This is a genomic window from Ralstonia sp. 22086 (genome assembly GCF_052045975.1).
Lineage (GTDB): Bacteria > Pseudomonadota > Gammaproteobacteria > Burkholderiales > Burkholderiaceae > Ralstonia > Ralstonia wenshanensis.
The window spans coordinates 955,258-972,856 of sequence record NZ_JBQEPZ010000001.1; the positions used below are offsets into that span (position 1 = coordinate 955,258).

Consider the following 17,599-nt stretch of genomic DNA (forward strand, 5'->3'; position numbering starts at 1 on the left):
CGTGCGGGACACCTGCACACACCGAATGGACATCCGGCACCCGTCAGCCGCACACAGACTTTAGAAAAATCGGCATGCCTTGCTTGTATTTAATCGCACCTATTGCGATGCGCCATGGTATTGGCATGGTCATTTTTACACCGCATCGCGCGCAATGAAAAAAGAGCCCTTTACAACGGTTTCCTTACGAACTACTTTTTCGTTCGTCATTGCATTACCCGCAGGGTTGGACGTATCGGATTCGCGCCTTGTTTTAAACCAGGCGCGCGACTGCAATCATCCCCACGTTTTCGCACAGCCCTTGCCAGGCTTTGCGCAAACACCCTACGGGCCTGAACCCAACGTCGTTTCTTTTTGAAATCCAATCGGATTTCAGGGGCTTCCTTTACCAAATAAAAACCAGTTGAATTAGCTTCCGCTGACACGGCGGGAAATCATAATATTTGGTTCGCGTCGCACCGAAATTACAAAACGCAAATCGAATATGGAGCCCACTTAAAACCATTCGTTTTAAGTGATGGCGTTCGTCACCCTGAAGAAGGCCATTATCGCCATGAAAAAATCCAGGTTATCGACCAGTGATTTTGCAGGATTGTCCCGGACCCTTGGTGTATCGTTTGCGGCCGCAGCGCTGTCTGCCGTGCTGCTGGCGGGTTGCGGCGGCGGCGACTCGTCCGCCGCGGCCAACCCCAGCGGCGTTGCCACCAACGCCGGCAACGCAACCACGCAACCGGTGACGGCCGCCGTGCCGCCCGACCAACCCTACGTCGATCCGAACGTCTACGGCACCGGGCCCAACGATGCCCTGGCCGCCGACCCCGGCGAAAGTGCAGCCATCACGCACCACACGGTGACGATCGGCGGCAAGAGCATCGCCTACACGGCCACCGCCGGGCACCTGACGACCATCGACCCCGTCACGTCGCAATCGAACGCGACGATGTTCTACGTGGCGTACACGCAGGACAATCCGGACCCATCCAAGCCGCGTCCGGTGACGTTCTTCTATAACGGCGGGCCGGGCTCGTCGTCGGTGTTCCTGCTGCTGGGCTCGTTCGGGCCGAAGCGGCTTCAGTCATCGTTCCCGAACTTCACGCCGCCGGCGCCGTACAAGCTGCCCGATAACCCGGACAGCCTGCTCGATCGGTCCGATCTCGTGTTCATCAACCCGGTCGGCACCGGATACTCGGCGGCCATCGCACCGGCCAAGAACAAGGACTTTTGGGGCACCGACCAGGACGCGCACTCCATCGATCGTTTCATTCAGCGTTATCTGACCAAGAACTCGCGCTGGAACTCGCCCAAGTTCCTGTACGGCGAGTCGTACGGCACGGCGCGCAGTGCGGTGCTGTCGTGGGTGCTGCATGAAGACGGCATCGAGCTGAACGGGATCACGCTGCAATCGTCGATCCTCGACTACGCGAATGCGCTCTCGGCCGTGGGCACCTTCCCGACGCTGGCCGCCGACGCGTTCTACTGGAAGAAGACGACGCTCAATCCGGCACCGACCGACCTCGACAGCTACATGGCCCAGGCCCGCAACTACGCCGACAACACGCTGGCACCGCTGGCACAAGCGCCAAGCGCCGCGGACGGCGGCTTCGTCAACGTGCGCCTGAACCTGAATCTGGCGACGGCACAGACGATGGGCTCGTACATCGGCACCGATCCGGTCTCTCTGATCCAGACGTTCGGCAATCCGGCGGCGCTGGGCAACGTGCCGTCGCAGAACAACAATCCGCCGTACACGTTCTTCCTGACGCTGAATCCAGGCATCCAGATCGGCCAGTATGACGGCCGCGCCAACTACACGGGCCAGGGCATCGCGCCGTTCATCCTGCCGAACTCGGGCAGCAACGATCCGTCGATCTCGAACATCGGTGGCGCGTATACGGTGCTGTGGAACAGCTACCTGAACACCCAGCTCAAGTACACGTCGACCTCGTCGTTCGTGGACCTGAACGACGCCGTGTTCAACAACTGGGACTTCAGCCACATCGACCCGACGGGTGCCAACAAGGGCGGCGGCAACACGCTGTACACCGCCGGCGACCTCGCCTCGACGATGAGCCTGAACCCCGACCTGAAAGTGCTGCAGGCCAGCGGTTACTTCGACGCGGTCACGCCGTTCCACCAGACCGAGCTGACGCTGGCGCAAATGCCGCTCGACCCGACGCTCAAGGCGAAGAACCTGACGATCAAGAATTACCCGTCGGGCCACATGATCTATCTGAACGATGCGTCGCGCACCGCGCTCAAGGGTGATCTGGCTTCGTTCTACGATGGCGTGATGGCCGATCGTCCGGCCCTGATGCGGGTGCAGAGCCTGCAACGCCTGCCGGCGGGGCAGAAGAAGTAATCGCCTCAAGGCAGAAAGCAAAACCGCCCAGTTCACGCTGGGCGGTTTTTTGTTGGAGCGAGGATTCGGCTTCAGGCCATGTCATCCACGCCGTGACCGGCAGGCTTCGCATCTGCACGCGTAAGCCACAGCACGCCCGCCAGGATCAGCGCGCCGCCGGTCATCTGCATGGGCGCGATCGACTCGCCGAGCAGCAATGCCGCCAGCAGCACCGTCACTACCGGCTCCAGCGTCGACAGCATCGACGCCTGCGCGGCCCCCAACTTCTGCAAGCCGGCAAAGAAGGTCAGGATGGCCACGACCGTCGACAAGCCTGCAATGGCCAGTGCCGCTGCCCAGCCGCTGAACGTGCCGGGCAGATGCGCCGGCGCGCCGAGCAACGCCATCCCCGTGTACACGACGGCCGCGGCAGTACAGATGACGGTCGTACACGCCAGTGGATCCAGCCCGCGCGTGACCCGTGCACCGACCGTGATGTAGATCGAGTAAATGACCGCGGAGGCCACACCCAGCCCGATGCCGAGGAGGCTGCCGCCTGACAGGCCCGCACCGCCCACCGTCAGCCCCGCCCCGACCGAGCACAGCACCAGTGCGACGATCGCCGTGGGGGTCAGCCGCTCGCGCAGGAAAATCGCCGCCAGCACCGTCACGAACATCGGATACAGATACAGGAGCAGCGCCACCAGGCTGGCCGGCGCGTAGTTCAACGCCGTAAAAAACGCGAACGACTGCCCGGCATAGCCGATGCCGCCCATTGCCGCCAGCCCCGCCACGCGCGACCACGGCGGTATGCCGATGCGACGAACGCGCATCACCACCATCAGCGCCGCCGCTGCGATCACGAAGCGCACGATCAGCAGCCCGACCACATTGGCACCGCTCGCATAGGCGTAATGCGTGAAGATGGCCATCGCGCCGAAGGATGCGGCGGACACGGCGATCAGCAGCACGCCGAGGAGCTTGTCGGCGGCGCGTGCTGCGAGGGAGGAATCGGTGGCTTGTCTCATGAAGTGCGGCGTTTTTGTTTGGGTTCGCCGTCTGCAGGTGCGGGGCGCCATTGTAGCGTTGCGGTCTCCTGAAGCGACCCGGCAGGTATCGAGGCGCGCCGGTACAATACCGGGATCATGTTCAATCCCTCCCGCGACGAAGTCCGTCAATTCTTCTGCGGCGCGTGGCGCAAGCACCGCCAGGCAGAAATCCTCACGCCGCTCGAAGCCATGGCGCTCGACTGGATGCTGCAGCATCCCGAATACCACGACACCCTGGAAGCCGGCGAAGAAGCCCTCGCCCGCGACTACACGCCGGAAAGCGGCCAGAGCAACCCGTTCCTGCACCTGTCAATGCACCTGTCGATCAGCGAGCAGGTGTCAGTGGACCAGCCGCGCGGCATTCGGGCTGCGTATGAAGCCCTGGCCCAGCGGCTCGACTCGCCGCACGAGGCGCAGCATCAGGTGATGGAATGCCTGGGCCAGATGCTGTGGACGGCGCAGCGCACCGGCTTGCCGCCCGACGGCGATGCCTACATCGAATGCGTGCGCAAGCGCGCCACCGCCCGCTGAATCCGACGCCAACAAAAAACCGCTCCGAAGAGCGGTTTTTCTTTACCGGCGATGCCGCGTTACTTCTTGAGTACCAGCGAGCCCGGCAGCGATTCGATGTACGCGGCAATATCCTTCAGCTCCGCCTGCGTGAACGGACGCGGCTTGCCGTCGGCACCGATCGTGGCGGGGTTGCTGTTGACCTGACCCGCCATGATGGCGTTGCTGCGGCCCACCAGCGGGTTGTTGCTGGTCTGATAGGCCAGCAGCGCGTGGTAGATGTAGTCGCCGTGCTGGCCGGCAAGCTTTGGATAGTCCGGTGAGATCGGTGCGTTCAGGCCGGCACCGTGGCAGGCCACGCAGGCGCCCTTCTCCACCAGCTGCTTGCCCTTTTCAATATCGGCGGCCTGTGCCGACACGGCCGCAGCCAGCATCAGCGCGCCCAGATTGAACGAGATTGCGAGCGAGATCTTCTTCATGTTCTTCCTCGTCACTTCTGGGGGTTGTTCTGGGTAGCGGCCGTCTGCTGCGAGTAATACGCGGCGAGGTTGGCGATATCCTGGTCGGTCAGGGAGCCGGCGATGGCGCGCATGGTCGGGTGCTTGCGGTCACCCTTCTGGTACGCATGCAGCGCGCTTTCGATGTACTTGGCGTTCTGGCCGCCAAGATAGGGCACGCGATACACCTCGGGGAACGACGTCTTGTAGTCGGGGATGGCATGGCAGCCGATACACATGGCGACCTTGTTTTCGGCGGCGGCAGCGTTGCCCTGAACTTCGGCTGCGGCAGCGCTGTTGGCTGCGGCGGACAGTGCGCCTAATGTGCCCAAGGCGGCCACCATGGTGAGGATCTTTTTCATCTCGTTCTTAAGCGTGGAGTTTCAGAATCCTGCTCGCCCTGCCGGCTTGGCTCGTCTCAGCCGGCTGTCTCGCTGGGCGCATTCACCCGCCGTTGGCAACAAGCCAGAAGACGGTCATTTGAGGTGCGTCAAACCGGCGCATTGTACCGCACCGCTTTTTTGCCAGTCCAGTTAGGGCTCCCGTGACTTGACAGCAAGGAATGGCACAGCGCGCCCGCCCTGCCGCCGCCCGGCGTCAAACACGCAAATGCTCTTATACTGGCCGTTTCCAAATCTTTTACCGCTCAGTAGGCTTGCACGATGAACACCACCACTTCGCCTGCCCCATCCGACCAGCGCTCACGCTTCGAAGGTTCCGACCAGTACGTCGCCACCGACGATCTCAAGCTCGCCGTCAATGCGTCCATGACGCTCCAGCGCCCGCTGCTCATCAAGGGCGAGCCGGGCACCGGCAAGACCATGCTGGCCGAGGAAGTGGCCGCCGCACTAGGCATGCCGCTGCTGCAGTGGCACGTGAAATCGACCACCAAGGCGCAGCAGGGCCTGTACGAATACGACGCCGTCTCCCGCCTGCGCGACTCGCAACTGGGCGACAAGGAAAGTAGCAACCGGGTCCACGACATCCGCAACTACATCGTCAAGGGCGTGCTGTGGCAGGCCTTCGAGGCGGATAAGCCTGTCGTGCTGCTGATCGACGAGATCGACAAGGCCGACATCGAATTCCCGAACGACCTGCTGCGCGAGCTGGATCGCATGGAGTTCTACGTGTACGAAACGCGCGAAACCATCCGCGCCAAGCACCGCCCGCTGGTGATCATCACCTCGAACAACGAGAAGGAATTGCCCGACGCCTTTCTGCGCCGCTGCTTCTTTCACTACATCAAGTTTCCGGATGCGGAGACGATGCAGGCCATCGTCGACGTGCACTACCCGGGCATCAAGCCAGCGCTCGTGAAGGCCGCACTGGATGCGTTCTACGAGATGCGCAACCTGCCGGGGCTGAAGAAGAAGCCGTCGACATCTGAGCTGATCGACTGGCTCAAGCTGCTGCTGGCCGAAGACATTCCGCCGGAATCGCTGCGCAGTCAGGACAAGAACGCCGCGATTCCGCCGCTGCACGGCGCGTTGCTCAAGAACGAACAGGACGTGCACCTGTTCGAGCGCCTGGTGTTCATGAACCGCGCCAACCGCTGAGCCAGCCCACACCATGCCGCGCCTGATCGAGCCCGTCACGCTGTCCGGCCAGCACGCCTGGTTGGAACCGCTCGGGCCAGAGCATCTGGATGAAGTGCGCGCTGCGGCCGCCGATGGCGAGCTGTGGCGGCTCTGGTACACCTCCGTGCCCTCTCCGGAAAAGACCAGCGATTGGCTGTCCATTGCGCTGGACATGCGGGAGCGGCTGGGCGCCATGCCCTTCGTCGTTCGCGAGATGCACGATGGGCAGCCCGGCAATGTGGTCGGAGCAACGCGCTTTTTCAACGTGGACGAGGCCAACCGCCGGCTGGAAATTGGCCATACTTGGTACGCAAAATCCGTCCAGCGCACGGCCGTCAACACGGAAAGCAAGCTGTTGCTGCTCACGCACGCGTTCGAAACACTGCGCTGCATTGCGGTCGAATTCCGCACGCACTGGATGAACCATCAGAGCCGCGCGGCCATCGCTCGGCTCGGCGCCAAGCAGGACGGCGTGTTGCGCAATCACCAACGCATGCCGGATGGCAGCTTCCGCGACACGGTCATGTTTTCGATCATCGAATCGGAATGGCTGACCGTGAAACGCCATCTGCAATACAAGCTCGAGCAACCGCGCGCCTGAGCGCCGGAGGACCACCATGCTCATCGATTTCTTCTTTACGCTGCGGCACGCCAAGCTGCCGGTCTCGGTCAAGGAATACCTGACGCTGCTCGAAGGGCTCAAGCAGCAGGTCATCGCGCCGTCGCTCGACGAGTTCTACTTCCTGGCGCGCATGACGCTGGTGAAGGACGAGAAACACTTCGACAAGTTTGACCAGGCGTTCGGCGCCTACTTCAAGGGCGTGGAAGGCGCGGTGGATTGGCGCGCGGACATTCCGCTGGATTGGCTCACCAAGAAGCTGGAGCGCGAGCTGTCGCCCGAGGAAAAGGCCAAGATCGAAGCCATGGGCGGTCTCGACAAGCTCATGGAGCGCCTGAAGGAATTGCTGAACGAGCAGCACGAGCGGCATGAGGGTGGCAGCAAGTGGATAGGCACAGGCGGTACATCGCCGTTCGGGCACGGCGGCTACAACCCGGAGGGCATTCGCATCGGCGGGCCATCGAAGGGCAACCGCACAGCAGTCAAGGTGTGGGAAGCACGTGCCTACAAGGACTACGACGACACCGTCGAACTCGGCACGCGCAACATCAAGGTGGCGCTGCGCCGCCTGCGCAAGTTCGCGCGTGACGGAGCCGATATCGAGCTGGACCTGGACGACACGATCCACTCCACCGCCGCCAACGCCGGACTGCTCGACATCAAGATGCGCCCCGAGCGGCACAACAACGTCAAGGTGCTGATGCTGATGGACGTGGGCGGCTCGATGGACGACCACATCAAACGCGTGGAAGAACTCTTCTCCGCCGCCAAGACCGAGTTCAAGCACCTCGAGTATTACTACTTCCACAACTGCGTGTACGAATGGCTGTGGAAGAACAACCGGCGCCGCCACGCGGAGCGCTTCTCCACCTGGGATGTCATCCGCAAATACCCGCCCGACTACAAGCTGATCTTCGTGGGTGACGCGACCATGAGCCCGTACGAGATCCTGCAGGCAGGCGGCTCGGTGGAATACAACAACGCCGAAGCCGGCGCCACGTGGCTCAAGCGGCTGATCGACCAGTTTCCAAAGTTCGTCTGGCTGAACCCCGAGCCGGAGGGCCTGTGGGAGTACCGGCAGTCCATCTCAGTCATCAATCAGATCGTGAAGACGCGGATGTATCCGGTGACGATTGCCGGGTTGGAATCGGCGATGCGGTTGTTGTCCAAGTAACGATCCCGCCTAGCGTTTCTCCGGGCATGGATGTGGTGATTACCTGCCGCGTAATCGACACCATCCACGCCGACATCGAAGATGAAGCCATGCAGCACGGAAGCGCATCACCGTGCCGCAGAGCTTCCCGATTTCGCCACCCCTCTTCGAACGGAGAAACGCCATGACTGCCACCCAACTCGCCGCCAACGACACGCTCGCAGATGCGCTGGTCGACCGTTATATTGCCGCGTGGAACGCGACGGACGCTGCTCAACGCCGCGCGCTCGTCGCGCAGACCTGGACAGAAGGCGCCACGTATGTCGATCCGCTCATGCAAGGCACCGGACATGATGGCATCGATGCCCTCATTGCCGGCGTGCAGGCCAAGTTCCCCGGTTTCCGCTTTGCGCGCGACGGCGGCGTGAATGTTGTGCAGGACACGATCCGCTTCCGCTGGACGCTCGGCCCCGAGGGCCAGGCGCTGGTCAAGGGCACCGACTTTGTGCGCATTGAAGATGCCCGCATGCACGCGGTGATCGGCTTCATCGACCAGATGCCCGGCATGGGCGACGCCGCCTGAGCGCGCCACTGCACAAAAAGCAAACGCCCCGAAATGCCGGGGCGTTTTGCATTGAGGCATGCAAAGTTCAGATGGACAGCGCGTCTTCCTGGCCGGCATTGGCACTGCGCAGTCCTTCTGCCCAGCCTTTGGTTGGCAGCTTGAGCGAGGCCTGCAGCGCGGCGGCACGCGCCTGCACGGCTTCCCAACTCACGTGCAGCGGCGGGCCATTGAACGCCAGCGCAATCACGTTGCCGTCGTGCACTTCCGGGAACACCAGCACGCGGTTGTCGAACGCGTCGCAAATGCGCTCGATATTGCGCGGGAAGCTCGTGTGGTCGCCAAACAGGTTGATCGTCATCACGCCCGGCGAGCGCAGCACCTGGCGGCAAGCCTTGTAGAAGGCCGGCGTATCGAGCACGGGGCCGCGCGCGGTGGCGTCATACAGGTCGATCTGCAGTGCATCGACGGTGCCGTGGTGGCTGGCGTCCATCACCCAGTCGTAGGCATCCTGCTCAAGCACGCTCAAGCGCGCGTCGTCAAACGGCATGCCGAACATGCTGCGCGCCGCGACGATCACGGACGGGTTCAACTCCACCGCCGTCACCTGCGCGGGCGCAAGTTGGCGGTGGCAGAACTTGGTCAGCGCAGCAGCACCGAGACCGAGTTGCACGACGTGGAAATCCGGCCGCGCGGCCGGATCGAGAAACAGCAGCCACGCCATCATCTGCTGCGCGTATTCCAGTTCGATGGCATCGGGCTTGGACAAGCGCATGGCGCCCTGCACCCATTCGGTACCAAAGTGCAGATAGCGCACGCCGGCCAGTTCAGAGAACGTGACGGGCGCAAAGCGCGGGGCCATGCGCTTCGGTTCGTCATCGTGGTCCAGGTGGTCTTCGCGCTTGGCGCGTGCCGGGCGGCGCGAGGCGACGGCCTCGATGGATTTACGTTTCAACAGCGTCATAAAGCGGATCAACGGGAAGAAGACTGAGCGGCAGCTGCGCGCTGCAGCCACTCGCGATTGTGGTCTTTGGCATAGCGCGTCCAATGCTTGGCGTCGCGCAGGATCTCTTCAAACAGGGCCTGGGCGCGCTGCTTGTCGGCATCGTTGTTCTGCGCGAGCAGCCATTCGCCGAACAGGCAACGGGCCGCTGCGTCGTTCGCGCAGGTCAGGGCTTGCTCGAATGCCTGGCGCGTGCTCGGTGCGTTCGTCGCGGCCAATGCGCGTGCGTACAGCAATGTCGGATCAGGCTGCTGGCGCGTCACCCGATGCGCTTCGAACAGTGTGTCGAGCGTGCCCTTGGCAAGTGCCGCATCGCCCGTGGCGAACTGCGCACGGGCCAAGCCCAGCAGCACGGCCGGGTCGCCGGCAAACGGCCCCTTAGCCGCCTGCTCGAAATGCTCGCGCGCCTCTTTGGCATTGCCGGCCTCCAGCAGGGCTTCGCCCAAGCGCAGGCGGTGTTGCACGGTCGGGGCACGATCGAAATCATTGCGCGCCTCGCGCACGGCGCGGTTCGGGTCGATCAGTTGCGTCACCGCGCGGCCGGCGACGCGCGCACCGCGTGAGTGGCGCATCTCGGGCAGATAGATGGCGAAGAAGTACACCACGCTGCCCAGCAATGGAAACGCAAAGAGGATGAACAACCAGTACATGTTCTGGTTGTTGCGCACCACGTGCACCGCAAAAAACAGCGCAACGATGACGTGAAACCCGATTCCGAAAAACGGCATGTGAAGGCCCGATAGTGAAATGCACCGACACCCCCCGCGTCGGCCACGGGCGCGATTGTGACAGATGCGCTGCGGCACCGGTGTGACGCACCCTTAACGTTTGCGCATTGACACCCCCCGAACGCGCATGGAGCCGACCCATCAACAAACGCCGGCGCCTGTCGTCAGGCAGCCGGCGTTGTCTTTGAAACAAGGCGCCTCTTAGGGGCGACCGAGGAAATCCAGCTTGCCGATCTCCACGCCGTTATGGCGTAGCAACGCATAAGCGGTGGTGATGTGGAAATACAGGTTCGGCAGCACGAAGCCGCGCAGGTAATCGATGCCCGTGAACTGCAGCTCGCGCGTCGGGCTCTTGAGCGTGATCTGGCGATCTTCGCTGCCGGCAAATGCCGCAGGGTCGATGCTGTTGACGAACTCCAGGGTCTTGGCAATGCGCGCCTTCAGCTCTGGAATGGTCGTCTCCACATCCGGGTACGACGGCACCTCATTGCCCGACAGTCGGGCCGCACCGCCCTTGGCCTGGTCACAGGCAATCTGCACCTGCCGCGTGAACGGATGCATGTCCGGCGCCAGACGCGCGCTCATCAGGTTGGCTGGGTCGAACTTCTTCGCTTCTGCGTACGCAGCCGCCTTGTCGAGCAGGGCCGACAGGTTACCCAGCATGCGGTTCACGGTTGGAACCAGAAACTCGTACATCGAAGGTGTGGTCATGGAAGTGATTTCCTCGGTATCCATCGTTGTGCCCCCCGACGATCTTTTGCACGATCCGTCGGCGCCGCGCTTTCTTGCGCAGGGCACAGTGTAGGCCAGCGATTCGGCCGCTGCATAACGCACCCGCACGCTTCGTCATGAGGCATTTGGCACGAGATTAGTGCGGCGGATCTTCCTGACGTGGGCCGATCGACGGTGCCGCCTGCGTCTCTCGCGTGGCATGGCTATTGCATTGGCAAGGACAGGGCCAACGGCGGCCTCGATCCAACTTGGCACATCGCGATGGCACGCTCCGCAGGGAGCGTTCGGGGCAACGGCGCTCCGAGGCGACACGGCACAACCCGGGCAACCGGTGCGTCGCCAGCTCGCTTCGGAGCGCTTTTTTTTGCCTTCGCGGCTGCGTCAACCTCAACACCACGAGCAAGGCACGACATGAACGCTTCCACCACCCCGGCCCCCACGGCCGATGTGTCCGTCGAGACCATTGGCGAGCTGATCAACCTGTCCGGACGGCAACGCATGCTGTCGCAGCGGATCGTGCTGCAAATGGTGTTGGCCGCGCAGGGCCACGCCGCTGCGCTCGACATCGCGCGGTCATGCCTGGCGACATTCGCGTCGGCACACACCGATCTTGTCGAGGGCAATGCGCGCCTGCCCGGGGCATTCTCGGAAGCGCTGCGTCAGCTGTACTTCGGCAAGCTGCGTGGTGACGCGCGCGTCCGCGAGTTCATCGTTCTGGTCAAAAGCGCTATCGACACCTTGTCGACCAGCACGGCCCAACGCAACCCGTCTCTTGATGCGCTCGTGGCGCAAGCCACGCCCATGCTGGAACTGCTGCAGACCATCACGCAGGCCTATCAAGAAGAGATGCACCTGTGCGAAGTCGCACTGCGCAAACGCCAGGCAGAAATCGCCGCGCACCTCGGACGCATCTCGATGCAGGCCAACATCGTCGCCATGAACGCGCGCGTCTCGGCGGCGCGTGCGGGGCCGTACGGGCGTGAATTCTCCGTCATTACGACGGTGCTCGCAGACATCATTCAGGAGATGGACCAGTTGATCCGCAATGTCGTCGGAACCGACGATGCCTCGCAGCCCGGTGCGGGCGCACGCCGGCCATCGACCCCGGCATCGCGCACGTTCGGGCACATGTCACTGCGTTGATCATGAGACGGAGAACCGCTTGAAACCCTACCTGCAATTCATCCGCTTGCTTGTGTGCTCCGCCCTGCTGTCAGGCCTGGTCGGGAACGCGTGCGCGCAACCGCTGACGATCAACGCGGCCATCAACAAGGCGGGCCGCCAGCGCATGCTGTCGCAGCGCATGGCCAAGGCGTATTGCCAGATCGGCCTGGGCGTGGAGGTCGAACGATCGAAGAAGATTCTCGAGCAGTCCATCGCGCTCTTCGATCGGCAACTCACGGAATTGAAGGCATTCGCACCCACGCCCGAGATTAAGGACACCTACGCCAAACTTGAACAGACGTGGCTCGTCTACAGGCAGTTGCTGACAGGCAGCGAGCCCAACATCAATAACGCGAAGAAGATCGCCCAAGCCAGCGACGACGTGCTGAAGCTCGCGCAACAGGGCACAGCGCTGCTGGAGAAACAATCGGGCACGCCAACGGGCAAGCTGATCAACGTAGCCGGCCGTCAGCGGATGTTCTCGCAGCGCATTGCCAAGCTGAGCATGTTCCGCGCGTGGGACATTACCTCTGCGCAGATGACACAGGATCTCGATTCAGCAATGAAGGAATTTACGGCGGCTCAAGCATTCCTGACGTCTGCGCCGCAGAACTCCGCAGCAATCAGCAGTGAGTTGCAGCTGGCCAGCACGCAATGGCTGTTCTTTGCCGAGGCGCTCAAGCAGACAGAAGGCACGCGCGCAGAACAGCTGCGCAACGTTGCGACAACCAGCGAGCGCATTCTTGAGGTGATGGATGACGTAACGGGCCTGTACGAGGGGCTGCCCAGATAGCAGAGCGCTACGACAGCCACTCACGCAGCGCATGCCACGCGGACAACTTTTGGGCGTACGGCACAGCCGCATAAGCCGGGCTGCTGGAAGGGAGCTTGAGAATGGTGTGGTGGTCGCCGATCTCGCCCAACGCCTTCATGCCGATGCGCGCGGCGGTGCCGCCGTTGAAGGCGATCACTTTCAGCTCGGGTAATGAAGCAATCAGACCGGCAAGGTCGTTGCCGGCATGGTCGCGGATCTTGCTGTCGAGGCTGCCCTCGCGCTTGGCTTCGGCCACCACATCCCAGAGGCCAATGCGATGCGCGAGCAGCGCTTGCAGGCGCGCGGTGTATTCCATGCCTGGCAAGTCCTCGCCGATCACCTCACCGGCGAGGCGCCAGAACTGGTTGTGCTTGTAAGCGTAGTACTGTGATTGCGCAAGCGATGCTTCGCCGGGGAGGCTGCCGAGGATCAGCACGCGCGTGTGCGCGTCGACCACAGGCGGAAAGCACCGCTTGAGCGTCACGCTCGTCGTCAGGCCAGCAGACGGTTCACGCGTTGCACGTAAGCCGCCGGGTCGGTCAGCGCGCCACCTTCAGCCAGCAGTGCCTGATCGAACAACACGTGAATGCGATCCTCGAACGCCGCGCGGTCGGCTTCGTTGCCGGTCACGGTTTCCAGCAGCGCGAGCTTGCGCACGAGCGGGTGCGTCGGGTTCAGCTCCAGCACGGGCTTGCTGTCGGGCGCTTGTTGGCCGGCCTGCTTGAGCAGACGCGCCAGCGTACCGCTGATGTCGCCTTCATCGGCCACCAGGCACGACGGCGAATCGGTCAGGCGATGCGTGATCCGCACGTCCTTGGCCTTGTCGCCCAGCACCGCCTTGGCGCGCTCGACCAGCGGCTTGAATTCGCCTTCCACCTTGGCATGCTCGGCCTTCTCGGCCTCGTCTTCCAAGGCGCCCAGGTCGAGATCGCCGCGCGCCACCGACACCAGTTCCTTCTCTTCGAACTCGTGCAGGAACGACAGCATCCACTCGTCCACGCGGTCGGTCAGCAGCAACACTTCCACGCCCTTCTTGCGGAAGATTTCCAGATGCGGGCTCGACTTGGCGGCCGTCCAGTTTTCCGCGGTCACGTAGTAGATCTTGTCCTGGCCTTCCTTCATGCGGCCGATGTAATCCGCCAGCGAGACGGTCTGGGCGCTGTCTTCGTTGTGTGTGGAAGCAAAGCGCAGCAGCTTGGCAATGCGATCCTTGTTGGCGTGGTCTTCGCCGATACCTTCCTTGAGCACCTGGCCGAAGTTCTGCCAGAACGTGGCGTACTTTTCCTTCTCGGCCGCGTCATCCGACTCGGCCATCGATTCGAGCATGCCCAGCACGCGCTTGGTCGAGCCCTCGCGAATTGCTTTTACGTCGCGGCTTTCCTGCAGGATTTCGCGCGAGACATTCAGCGGCAAGTCAGCCGAATCGATCACGCCCTTCACGAAGCGCTGGTAGCCGGGCAGCAGTTGCTCGGCGTCGTCCATGATGAAGACGCGCTTGACGTAAAGCTTCAGGCCGCTGCGGCGCTCGCGGTCCCACAGGTCGAACGGCGCGTTGGTCGGGATGTACAACAGTTGCGTGTATTCGCTGCGGCCCTCCACGCGGTTGTGCGTCCAAGCGAGCGGCTTGCCGTTTTCGTGCGCGATGTGCTGGTAGAAGGCGATGTACTGATCGTCCGTCACGTCAGCGCGCGGGCGGGCCCACAGCGCGCTGCCCTGGTTGATGGTTTCCCACTCGTCCTGGGCGACCATCGCTTTTTCCTCTTCGTCCCACGTTTCCTTGCGCATCTGGATCGGCAGGGAGATATGGTCCGAGTACTTCTGCACGACCGACTTGATGCGCCAGGCGGAGAGGAAATCGTCCTCGCCCTCGCGCAGGTGCAGCGTGATGGTGGTGCCGCGCTCGGCGCGTTCGATGGTGTCGACGGTGAATTCGCCGTCGCCGGTGCTTTCCCAGCGCACGCCTTCGTCGGCGGCCACGCCGGCGCGGCGCGATTCCACCGTCACACGGTCGGCCACGATAAACGCCGAGTAGAAGCCCACGCCAAACTGACCGATCAGCGCGGCATCCTTCTGCTGGTCGCCTGACAGTTGGCTGAAGAACTCGCGCGTGCCCGAGCGGGCGATGGTGCCGAGGTTGCGGATGGCTTCATCGCGGCTCATGCCGATACCGTTGTCGGCAATGGTGATGGTGCGCGCGGCGGCATCGAAGCCGATGCGGATGCCAAGCTCGCCGCCGCCCTCCAGCAGCGACGGATTGGCGATGCCCTCAAAGCGCAGCTTGTCCACCGCATCCGACGCATTGGAAACCAGCTCCCGCAGGAAGATTTCCTTGTTGCTGTACAGCGAGTGGATCATCAGATGCAGAAGCTGCTTCACTTCTGCCTGGAAAGCCATCTTCTCGTGCGGTGCGCTCATGGTGTGCATAAAAAGTCTGGAAAGTGGAAAGAGAAGCGGGCTACACCTAGCGCGTGCGCCCGCATGAATTTGTGAGGCTAGATAGGGCGTGGCGCGTAGTTTTCAAGACCCGCGATCGAGCTGCTCCGCCAGGAACCGCAGCATGTCCGGATCCGCGCTGGTCGCGATATTGAAGCGCATCCACGTCGACGGCATCTGCGACGGCGAGAACAAGCTCCCCGGCGCAAACACATAGCCCTGCTCGTGCCCCGCCCGGGCAATGGCGTTGGTGTCCTGCCCGGTATCGGCCCAGAGGAACATGCCCGCGCCCTGCTGCGCAAACAGCTTCAGGCCCATGCGCTCGAGGTTCCGCTGCACGGCATCGCGCGCACGGTCCAGGCGGCCGCGCACGCGTTCAACGTGCTTGCGATATTGGCCTTCGGTGAGGATCTTGTAGAGCACGCGTTCGTTGATCTCGGGCGTGGCAAACCCTGTCAGCAGCTTGGCATCGGTCAGGTTCTTGGCCAGTTCCGGATGGCAGGCAATGAAACCCACGCGCAAGTTCACCGCCAGCGTTTTCGAAAAGCTGTTCAGGTAAATCACCCGGCGCAACTGATCCAGGCTTGCAAGCCGCGTCGCCTGATAACCGGGCGGTGCAAGATCGCCATAAATGTCGTCTTCAACGATCAGAAAGCCGTACTGCTCAGCCAACCGCAACAGCTGGAATGCCTTGGCAGCCGAGAGCGACGTACCGGTCGGGTTGTGCAGGATCGAGTTGATGACCAGCAGCTTGGGGCGACGCGCCTGCACCAACCCTTCCAGCGCGACCAGGTCCGGCCCCTCAGTGGTATAGGGCACACCAATCACCTGCGCACCCTGGGCGGCAAAGCGCCCGAACATCAGAAACCACGCCGGATCGCCCACGAGCACCGTGTCGCCCGGCTGCACATACTGACGCGCAATCAGGTCGAGTGAGGCTGTGATCCCCGAGGTCACCACGATCTGCTCGGGTCGCGCACCAATTTCCAGCTCGGCCAGCCGCGTTTGCAGTTGCTGGCGCAGCGGCAAGAAGCCCTGCGGCGTGCCCAGCGACAGAAATTGGTTGCCGTTCAGTCGCCCCAGCGAGCGCAGCGCGTTGGCGATCAGCTCGCCGTCCAGCCACCCGTTGGGCAAGAAGCCCACACCCGGCGCCTTGCGTGGCTCGGCCGAATGGAACATGTTCCGCAGCAGCCAGGTCACGTCGATCTTGCGTGCGGCGGTCGGCGGCGGCGCGACCGGCTCCTCGGGCAGCAGCGCTTGACGCTCTTTCACGTAGAAGCCCGAACCGCGGCGCGACTCCAGATACCCCTGCGCCACCAGCCGCTCGTACGCCTCCACCACGGTGAACCGCGAAATGCTCTTCTCCTGGGCCAGCTGCCGGATCGACGGCATGCGCATGCCCGCCCGAAACACGCGCTCATCAATGCGCATCCGCGCCCATTCGGTGAGTTGATCCACCAGCGTCATCTGCGCCGAAGGAATCGGGTCGGGCAATTGCTCCGCCGCCGGGCGGGCGGCCGCGCGGCGGGCATCCAGGCTGATGATGTGGGAGGTGGGATTCATGACGGGGTAGGCTCAAGCGCGCCGAAAACTGTACAGAAAGCGCCACGACAAAGTGTACAGGTACTGTACAGAGGCAGTTCGGTAGGATCAAGGTCAGAATTCCGCCCCCAGCGAATCGGAGACTGCCGCCATGCCAACGTTGAAACGCTTTGACGAAGACGCCTACCGCACCGCTTGCGACGCCACCGTCGTCGCCGTGCATCCGGAAGGGATTGAACTGGACGCCACGGTGTTCTATGCCCGCAGCGGCGGCCAGGCCGGCGACACCGGCACGCTGGTCCGGGCAGATGGGCAAACCATTGCGATTGCCGACACCGTCTACAGCGCCGATCGCCAAACCGTTCTGCACGTGCCTGCCGACAACGCAGACCTCTCGCTGCTCACGCCCGGCACACCGGTCACGGCCACCATCGATTGGGACCGCCGCCATCGCCTGATGCGGCTGCATACGTGCCTGCACCTGCTGGGTTCGCTGATTCCCGTGCCCGTCACGGGCTGCGGCATCTCGCCAGACGCCGGCCGCATCGATTTCGACCTGCCGGAATCGACGCTCGACCGCGACACGCTCACCACGCAGCTGAATGAACTCATCGGCCGCAACACGCCGGTGCGCATCGACCTGATCACGCCAGAAGAACTGGCCGCCCAGCCCGAACTCGTGCGCACCATCGGCGCGGCGCCGCCGGCAGGCGCCTCGGCCATCCGCATCATCCACATCGATGGCATCGACCGCCAACCGTGCGGCGGCACCCATGTACGGGCCACCGGTGAAATCGGCCGCGTGGTCGTCACCAAGATCGAAAAGAAAAGCCGCCAGAACCGACGCGTCGCCGTGGCGTTCGCAGATTGAGCCCCCC

Annotated in this window: 18 protein-coding genes; 9 read left to right on the top strand and 9 right to left on the bottom strand. The window is 63.0% G+C overall.

Features of this window, described 5'->3' with window-relative positions:
- Positions 1-553 precede the first annotated feature (553 nt).
- On the top strand, positions 554-2,359 hold the full coding sequence (locus ACTJK6_RS04470) for a S10 family peptidase (RefSeq protein WP_440838781.1): 1,806 nt from the start codon (positions 554-556) through the stop codon (positions 2,357-2,359).
- A gap of 71 nt (positions 2,360-2,430) precedes the next feature.
- Here ACTJK6_RS04470 and ACTJK6_RS04475 read toward each other — a convergent pair whose 3' ends face one another.
- Positions 2,431-3,366, bottom strand: coding sequence for a DMT family transporter (locus ACTJK6_RS04475; RefSeq protein ID WP_440838414.1), 936 nt, complete (start codon positions 3,364-3,366; stop codon positions 2,431-2,433).
- A gap of 117 nt (positions 3,367-3,483) precedes the next feature.
- Between ACTJK6_RS04475 and ACTJK6_RS04480 the strand changes: the two genes are divergently transcribed.
- Positions 3,484-3,918, top strand: a complete 435-nt coding sequence (locus ACTJK6_RS04480) for a DUF1841 family protein (protein ID WP_009238576.1) — start codon at positions 3,484-3,486, stop codon at positions 3,916-3,918.
- Positions 3,919-3,977: 59 nt separating this feature from the next.
- Here ACTJK6_RS04480 and ACTJK6_RS04485 read toward each other — a convergent pair whose 3' ends face one another.
- Positions 3,978-4,376, bottom strand: coding sequence for a c-type cytochrome (locus ACTJK6_RS04485; RefSeq protein ID WP_009238577.1), 399 nt, complete (start codon positions 4,374-4,376; stop codon positions 3,978-3,980).
- A gap of 11 nt (positions 4,377-4,387) precedes the next feature.
- Positions 4,388-4,756: a c-type cytochrome gene (locus tag ACTJK6_RS04490; protein WP_232042361.1), complete on the bottom strand. Its 369-nt coding sequence runs from the start codon at positions 4,754-4,756 to the stop codon at positions 4,388-4,390.
- A 300-nt stretch (positions 4,757-5,056) separates the two neighbouring features.
- Between ACTJK6_RS04490 and ACTJK6_RS04495 the strand changes: the two genes are divergently transcribed.
- From ACTJK6_RS04495 to ACTJK6_RS04510, 4 genes are all read left to right on the top strand, one after another.
- Positions 5,057-5,950, top strand: a complete 894-nt coding sequence (locus ACTJK6_RS04495; protein WP_024976154.1) for an AAA family ATPase — start codon at positions 5,057-5,059, stop codon at positions 5,948-5,950.
- 13 nt (positions 5,951-5,963) lie between these two features.
- A complete protein-coding gene (locus ACTJK6_RS04500) occupies positions 5,964-6,572 on the top strand; it encodes a GNAT family N-acetyltransferase (RefSeq protein WP_440076842.1) in 609 nt (202 codons plus the stop codon).
- Positions 6,573-6,588: 16 nt separating this feature from the next.
- Positions 6,589-7,764 carry a vWA domain-containing protein gene (locus tag ACTJK6_RS04505; protein ID WP_232042359.1) on the top strand — a complete coding sequence of 392 codons (1,176 nt, stop codon included), beginning with the start codon at positions 6,589-6,591 and terminating at the stop codon, positions 7,762-7,764.
- A gap of 163 nt (positions 7,765-7,927) precedes the next feature.
- On the top strand, positions 7,928-8,326 hold the full coding sequence (locus tag ACTJK6_RS04510) for a nuclear transport factor 2 family protein (protein ID WP_440838415.1): 399 nt from the start codon (positions 7,928-7,930) through the stop codon (positions 8,324-8,326).
- 67 nt (positions 8,327-8,393) lie between these two features.
- Here the strand turns inward: ACTJK6_RS04510 and ACTJK6_RS04515 are convergent, their stop codons facing one another.
- The 3 genes from ACTJK6_RS04515 to ACTJK6_RS04525 form a co-directional block, all read right to left on the bottom strand.
- Positions 8,394-9,269 carry a spermidine synthase gene (locus tag ACTJK6_RS04515; RefSeq protein ID WP_414560388.1) on the bottom strand — a complete coding sequence of 292 codons (876 nt, stop codon included), beginning with the start codon at positions 9,267-9,269 and terminating at the stop codon, positions 8,394-8,396.
- Positions 9,270-9,277: 8 nt separating this feature from the next.
- A complete protein-coding gene (locus tag ACTJK6_RS04520; RefSeq protein WP_260802739.1) occupies positions 9,278-10,036 on the bottom strand; it encodes a tetratricopeptide repeat protein in 759 nt (252 codons plus the stop codon).
- Positions 10,037-10,237: 201 nt separating this feature from the next.
- Positions 10,238-10,747, bottom strand: a complete 510-nt coding sequence (locus tag ACTJK6_RS04525; RefSeq protein WP_232042355.1) for a DUF1993 domain-containing protein — start codon at positions 10,745-10,747, stop codon at positions 10,238-10,240.
- A 432-nt stretch (positions 10,748-11,179) separates the two neighbouring features.
- Here ACTJK6_RS04525 and ACTJK6_RS04530 point away from each other — a divergent pair, with 432 nt between their 5' ends.
- Both ACTJK6_RS04530 and ACTJK6_RS04535 read left to right on the top strand, forming a co-directional pair.
- Entirely contained in the window at positions 11,180-11,911 is a 732-nt protein-coding gene (locus ACTJK6_RS04530) for a type IV pili methyl-accepting chemotaxis transducer N-terminal domain-containing protein (RefSeq protein WP_260802740.1), read from the top strand.
- A gap of 19 nt (positions 11,912-11,930) precedes the next feature.
- Complete coding sequence (locus ACTJK6_RS04535; protein WP_440838416.1) at positions 11,931-12,725, top strand: type IV pili methyl-accepting chemotaxis transducer N-terminal domain-containing protein; 795 nt, start codon at positions 11,931-11,933, stop codon at positions 12,723-12,725.
- A gap of 7 nt (positions 12,726-12,732) precedes the next feature.
- On the opposite strand, the gene ACTJK6_RS04540 is transcribed toward ACTJK6_RS04535, so the two are convergent.
- The 3 genes from ACTJK6_RS04540 to ACTJK6_RS04550 form a co-directional block, all read right to left on the bottom strand.
- On the bottom strand, positions 12,733-13,230 hold the full coding sequence (locus ACTJK6_RS04540; protein WP_440838417.1) for a DNA-deoxyinosine glycosylase: 498 nt from the start codon (positions 13,228-13,230) through the stop codon (positions 12,733-12,735).
- 8 nt (positions 13,231-13,238) lie between these two features.
- Positions 13,239-15,161 carry a molecular chaperone HtpG gene (htpG, locus tag ACTJK6_RS04545; RefSeq protein ID WP_433866726.1) on the bottom strand — a complete coding sequence of 641 codons (1,923 nt, stop codon included), beginning with the start codon at positions 15,159-15,161 and terminating at the stop codon, positions 13,239-13,241.
- A gap of 102 nt (positions 15,162-15,263) precedes the next feature.
- The gene (locus tag ACTJK6_RS04550; RefSeq protein ID WP_232042350.1) at positions 15,264-16,742 is read right to left on the bottom strand and encodes an aminotransferase-like domain-containing protein; all 1,479 of its coding nucleotides are present in this window, start codon (positions 16,740-16,742) and stop codon (positions 15,264-15,266) included.
- A 130-nt stretch (positions 16,743-16,872) separates the two neighbouring features.
- Between ACTJK6_RS04550 and ACTJK6_RS04555 the strand changes: the two genes are divergently transcribed.
- Entirely contained in the window at positions 16,873-17,592 is a 720-nt protein-coding gene (locus tag ACTJK6_RS04555) for an alanyl-tRNA editing protein (protein WP_440838418.1), read from the top strand.
- The last annotated feature ends 7 nt before the right edge of the window (positions 17,593-17,599 follow it).